The sequence below is a fragment of the Streptococcus australis genome (genome assembly GCF_015553625.1).
Taxonomy (GTDB): domain Bacteria; phylum Bacillota; class Bacilli; order Lactobacillales; family Streptococcaceae; genus Streptococcus; species Streptococcus australis_B.
In genome coordinates, this window is sequence record NZ_JADNGY010000013.1 from 47,107 (window position 1) to 53,485 (window position 6,379).

A 6,379-nucleotide genomic window follows, 5' to 3' on the forward strand; every position below is an offset into this window, starting at 1 on the left:
ACCGCTCACATATAAGGAGTCGATATGGAAACACAACAAAATCCAAAAAAGGCAATGTGGTTATCCCTCATTCCTGGCTTGGGACAAATCTATAACAAACAGAAAGCAAAAGGATACATCTTTCTCGGTGTAACGCTTGTCTTTCTCGCTTACTTTTTCGGGCTTGGTTTGGGGGAATTGTCCAAACTCATCACCCTCGGTACCGTCCGTGGACAAGATAACTCTCTTTTTATCTTAATCCGTGGTGCCTTCCACTTAATTATCACAGTCGTTTATTTGATGTTCTACGCTCTGAATATCAAAGATGCGGGTACTGTAGCCAAGCGGATTAATAATGGCATTCGAGTACCGATGACTCTAAAAGAGATGGTGAATGCTATCTATGAAAATGGCTTCCCATATCTTTTGATCATCCCTTCTTATATTGCTATGACCTTTGCAATCATCTTCCCCGTTTTGGTTACCCTGATGATTGCCTTTACCAACTACGACTTTAAGCATACAGCTCGCTTTACGCTCCTTGATTGGATCGGACTTCAAAACTTCACCAACATGTGGACTTTGAGTACCTTCCGTTCTGCCTTTACATCTGTATTAGGCTGGACCTTGATCTGGGCCTTGGCAGCTTCAACACTTCAAATCGTTCTTGGTATCTTGACAGCCATTATTTCTAACCAACCATTCATTAAAGGAAAACGCATCTTTGGGGTCATCTTCCTTCTTCCATGGGCGGTCCCTGCCTTCATCACTATCTTGACCTTCTCAAACATGTTCAACGATAGTATCGGGGCCATCAATGCGCAAGTCATTCCTCTATTTGCGAAGATTTTCCCATTCTTAGATGGGGTTCTCATTCCTTGGAAAACGGACCCTACCTGGACAAAAATTGCTTTGATTATGATGCAAGGTTGGCTCGGCTTCCCTTACATTTACGTCTTGACACTGGGAATCTTGCAATCTATTCCAAACGATCTTTATGAAGCAGCCTACATTGATGGGGCGAATGCTTGGCAAAAATTCCGCAACATTACCTTCCCAATGATTTTGGCTGTTGCGGCACCAACGCTCATTAGCCAATACACCTTCAACTTTAACAACTTCTCCATTATCTACCTCTTTAACGATGGTGGACCTGGATCTGTTGGAGGAAATGCTGGTTCGACAGATATCTTGATTTCTTGGATCTATAAATTGACAACGAACTCATCACCTCAATACTCAATGGCTGCTGCGGTTACGTTGATTATCTCTCTGATTGTGATCTCGATCTCGATGATCGCCTTCAAGAAACTGCACGCATTTGATATGGAGGATGTGTAAAATGAAAAATTCAGTTCAATTTAAACGCCGCCTTAATCATTTCTTGACTTACCTCTACTTGGTTGTCCTATCAATTGTTATCATCTATCCTTTGTTGATTACGGTTCTTTCAGCCTTCAAAACTGGTAACGTCAGTGCCTTTACGCTTGATTTCAGTGGCAGTCTCAGCTTTGATAACTTCCAAAAACTCTTTACGGATACCCTCTATGGCACTTGGTATCTCAATACCTTGATTATCGCCATTATTACCATGGTTGCTCAAACATCTATCATTACCCTGGCAGGGTATGCCTACAGCCGCTATAACTTCTTGGCTCGTAAGCAAAGTTTGGTCTTCTTCTTGATTATCCAAATGGTACCTACCATGGCTGCTTTGACTGCCTTCTTCGTTATGGCCTTGATGTTGAACGCCTTGAACCACAGCTGGTTCCTGATCTTCCTCTATGTCGGTGGAGGAATCCCCATGAACGCTTGGTTGATGAAGGGTTACTTCGATACCGTCCCAATTTCACTTGATGAATCTGCAAAATTGGATGGTGCTGGACACTTCCGTCGCTTCTGGCAAATCGTCCTTCCATTGGTTCGCCCAATGATTGCGGTCCAAGCGCTTTGGGCCTTCATGGGACCTTTTGGAGACTACATCTTGTCTAAATTCTTGCTTCGTGACGAAATCAACTACACGGTAGCGGTTGGTCTTCAAACCTTTATCAGCGACCAAAAAAATCAAAAGATTGCCTTCTTTGCGGCAGGTGCGATTCTGATTGCAGTCCCAATCTGTGTGCTCTTCTTCTTCCTCCAAAAGAACTTTGTTTCAGGCTTGACAGCTGGTGGGGATAAAGGATAAAATAAGGTTTTCTATCAGAAGTTTGTCACCTTCCATGAATAGGTACAACTTCCATCATTGAAAAAAAGAAGGAGAATTTTTCTCAGTCACATAAATTTTATCTTTAAGGAAAGGATGGGAGTGGGACAAGTATAGCAAATTGCTTGATTTGCTACCGGTCTCTCTCCCATCTTTGGTTAAGGATAAAATCTTGTTATGCTCTCCACCATTTCGGAGATTAGAAAGGTCAATTCATGCCCTATCCATTTAATTATTTTTCCAGCCTTTTTAAGGTTAGAAAAGCATTTGCTAACCGCAAACAACTCAGTTGGTTCCAAATGATTTTTACCTCACTCTTTCTTCTATCCTTGACCCTCATTCCTGTCGCCGTTCAAAATGCAGAACTCCAGACCTACCCCTTAACTACCTTCGTTAGCGATGTCTTTGATCCCTTAACGGAGGATGTTATGAAAGACTTGAAAGAAAGTGTCCGTATTGACCAGCATGAACTAGTCTATAACAGTCATTTTGGAGTTCATAAGAACAAAGCTGGCCATGTTATCATCGGTCATCACGAAGGGACTTCATTAGGTGAAAAATTAACCCTCTATTTCGATAAGACCCAACTAGTAATTAGCAGAGAAAATAAAGAACTTGCAAGCATTCCTTATCAGGCAATCAATCAAAAGAGTCTTGAAAACAAAGATGCTTTAAGCCAAGCCATTTCCAAAGATTGGTTCCAAGCCAATCGATTGGCCGTTAGCCTCTTCCTCGTCCTCTTCTCAGGTTTCTTATCTGCTGTGAATTTTGCAATTTTAGTATTTGGAGCTTCCTTCTTCCTCTTCTTGACACGGAAGTCACGTCTCTTCTCTCTCAAGACCTTCAAAGAATGCTTCAACTTCACTCTCAACTGTCTTGGATTGCCTATTCTTGCCAGCGTCCTGGTCAGTTTATTGTTCCACCAAGTCTTTACCACAACCATCTTGATCCAAAATATCCTATTTGTCTTGTTCCTAGCGCTTGCCTTCTATAAGACTCATTTCCGGGATCCAGATTACAAACCTTAGGGAGGTCTTTTATGCGTGTCACCATCAAAGATGTCGCCAAACTAGCTGGCGTTGCACCATCTACCGTTACACGAGTGATTCAAAATAAATCTACCATCAGTGAAGCCACTAAAAAGCGGGTTCGTTCTGCCATGAAAGAACTGGATTACCATCCAAACCTAAATGCTCGTAGCTTAGTGAGCCAGTCCAGTCAGGTGATTGCCCTTGTCTTGCCCGATGAAAGTGATGTGTTCTTCCAAAACCCCTTCTTCCCTACGGTCCTCCGTGGGATTAGCCAGGTCGCCTCTGATCATGGCTATGCGATTCAGATTTGTACAGGGGCTAATGAACCCCACCGCCTCGCTCAACTCAAACAAATGATTTATGGTAAGCGGGTGGATGGACTCATCTTCCTCTATTCCAAATTGAATGATCCTCTGGTTGACTTCTGTATTGAAGATAAATTTCCTTTCTTGATTTTAGGGAAAGCAACTTCCCCTTTTGTATCCTTAGTCGATAACGACAATGTTAAAGCAGCCTTTGATGCGACCGAATATTTTATCAACAAGGGATACCAACATATCGCTTTCCTTGGAGGAAATAAGGAATTGGCTGTTTCTCAAGACCGCTACAAGGGTTATCAAGAAGCTCTGGCCAGTCATCAAATCCCTCTTCGTGAAGAATTGGTCAAGTTCTCCTTTGGTTTCTTGCTCGAAGAAAATTCTTACCAAATCATGGATACCCTGCCTTTTGAAGAACTCGAAGCACTCATGACAACGGATATTCTGGTTGCCGAAGGGGTCCGGAGATACCTGAGCGATAAACAAGTCGATCTTCCGATTATTTCCTTCGACTCTATTAAACCACGGATTCCAATTGATGCCTATATTGATATTAATACGGTTGAATTAGGACGTGAATCTGTCAGAACCTTACTCCAAATTATTAAGGACAACAAGGAAAACAAAACTGTTTGCTACAGACAGCTTATTGAACATTCGATTATTGAACTTTAGGAGAACCTATGACAACTCATTTTTCAGCTTATTTAGATGACCAAGACTTGATTCGCGTGGAAGGAGGAGAGAGCGTAATGGCCTCTCTTCCTTTTACATTGACGTCTGGTTCGAAAACGATTGAACTCCTGCCGACGGAGGAAGAAAAAACTCTTCGAAGCCCCCTTCCCATCGACATGAGTCAAAGCTATACTCTTTCAAATGGTAAAGGAGAGTCCTGCCTCCTCCACTTCCGGGATATCGTCCGTCAACCCATCTTTGATCAGCTTTATGCTTATGATGGAGAGGATTTAGGAGCTCATTACTCAAAAGAAAAAACGACCTTTGCCTTCTGGGCTCCTATCTCTCAAGAGGTTGAGCTCTTGATCAACCAAACTGCCTACCCGATGGAGCGGACAGAAAAAGGAGTTTGGCGTCTAGTACTCGAGGGAGATTGGGAAAAAGCCTCTTATTACTACCAGCATCAGGTCAATGGTGTAACCCATATCGTTCATGACCCTTATGCCCTTTCTTCTGAAGCCAATTCAGGAGCTAGCTATGTCATCGACCGCCACAAGATTGAGCGCCCCATTCAGCGTGCAACGACACAACTGGATCCGACTCAGGCCATTATTTATGAACTGAGTGTCCGGGACTTCTCCATGCAAAAAGAAGCAGGATTCCAACACCCTGGGACCTTCCCAGCCTTATTAGAATCTCCTAAACATGGAAACCAGACCTTTGGCTTTGACTACTTGAAATCCCTAGGCATTACTCATGTTCAGCTCATGCCCCTCTATGATTTTGGGAGCGTGGATGAAACCAACCCTGTCGCTGGTTACAATTGGGGCTATGACCCTGTCCAATACAATGTCCCTGAAGGAAGTTTTAGCACCCAGCCAAATGATCCTTACCAACGGATCTTTGAGCTACAACAAGTGATTGATGCCTACCATAAGGCAGACCTCAGTCTCATCATGGACGTCGTCTATAACCACGTTTACCTCTCTGACGATTTTGCTTTTGAGCAAATTGTCCCAGGCTACTTTTATCGCTATGACCAAGACCGCCAACGAACCAACGGAACCTTCTGTGGCAACGATGTAGCGAGCGAGAGAGCTATGGTTCGCAACTATATCAAACAATCTGTCAAACAATGGGTTCAACTCTACGGATTTGATGGCTTCCGCTTTGACCTGATGGGCATTCTTGATCGCCAAACCATGGTGGAAATTCAAGAAGAATTAAGCGCTATTTACCCCAACATTTACCTTTATGGGGAAGGGTGGAAGATGGATACCGGACTGGATCCTGAACTCCTGGCTCATCAATACAATGCCAGTCACCTTCGTCCTTATGGCTTTTTCAGTGACAACTTCCGAGATACCGTTAAACGAAGCATCTTGAAAGAAGGACGTGTAGAAAGTCGCTATCAGGCCAATGATCTTGCCAATATTTTGACTGGCAATGTCGGGCTCAAAGGAGCAGCCCACTTTGTGCGTCCTCAACAGGCGATTAACTATGTGGAATGCCACGATAACGCAACCTTCTTTGACTATCTCAAGGTTGAAGATCCAAACATTTCAGAGGAGAAGCGACAGGCTAAAGCCCGTCTCGGCTTGCACCTCGTCCTCTTGTCTCAAGGCGTTCCCTTCCTACATGCTGGCCAAGAGTTCTATCGCAGCAAAGGCTTAGAAGAAAATACTTACAATCTTCCAGATGCTCTAAATCAACTAGACTGGCTTTCTTCTACAGCCTATGAAAGAGATATTCAGTTCCTTCGTGAATTGATTGCCTATCGTAAAGAGGAAGACCTCCTCCACCTAGAGAAGGCCCAAGACATTCGAGACTACTGTCAAGTCACCTGGACTTCGGAAAACACTTTCTCTTACAGCATCGAAAAAGATGGACGCAAACTTCTTATCTTGGTCAACCTGGGGGATCAAGAGTGGACTTATTCACTCAAACAGCCTGCTAGATTAGCAATTGCTCACCCCCATGTTTATACTAGAGAGCAACAAATTTCTCAAAGAGAATTCACCATTCCAGCCTATAGTTGGATTTTGGTAGAACAAGCATAAAAAAGAGGCTGGGACAAAAGTCCTAGCCTCTCAATTGTCTTTGGATTGTCGAGCAAGACGCAGTGGTTGAGTGGGCTCTACTACGCTGATTTCATCAGCTTTTACAGCCCTACT

General features: G+C 43.5%; 5 protein-coding genes. All 5 read left to right on the forward strand.

Annotation, left to right across the window (positions count from 1 at the left end):
• The first annotated feature begins 24 nt into the window (after positions 1–24).
• The 5 genes from I2D56_RS09595 to pulA all read left to right on the forward strand — a co-directional run bounded on the left by I2D56_RS09595 (position 25) and on the right by pulA (position 6,265).
• Positions 25–1,320 carry a sugar ABC transporter permease gene (locus I2D56_RS09595; RefSeq protein ID WP_023027397.1) on the forward strand — a complete coding sequence of 432 codons (1,296 nt, stop codon included), beginning with the start codon at positions 25–27 and terminating at the stop codon, positions 1,318–1,320.
• Between the two features lies 1 nt (position 1,321).
• A complete protein-coding gene (locus I2D56_RS09600; RefSeq protein WP_023024736.1) occupies positions 1,322–2,164 on the forward strand; it encodes a sugar ABC transporter permease in 843 nt (280 codons plus the stop codon).
• Between the two features lie 233 nt (positions 2,165–2,397).
• A complete protein-coding gene (locus I2D56_RS09605) occupies positions 2,398–3,210 on the forward strand; it encodes a DUF1189 domain-containing protein (protein WP_195214249.1) in 813 nt (270 codons plus the stop codon).
• A gap of 11 nt (positions 3,211–3,221) precedes the next feature.
• On the forward strand, positions 3,222–4,205 hold the full coding sequence (locus I2D56_RS09610) for a LacI family DNA-binding transcriptional regulator (RefSeq protein ID WP_120701465.1): 984 nt from the start codon (positions 3,222–3,224) through the stop codon (positions 4,203–4,205).
• Positions 4,206–4,213: 8 nt separating this feature from the next.
• Positions 4,214–6,265, forward strand: a complete 2,052-nt coding sequence (pulA, locus tag I2D56_RS09615; protein ID WP_195214250.1) for a type I pullulanase — start codon at positions 4,214–4,216, stop codon at positions 6,263–6,265.
• Positions 6,266–6,379: the final 114 nt, after the last annotated feature.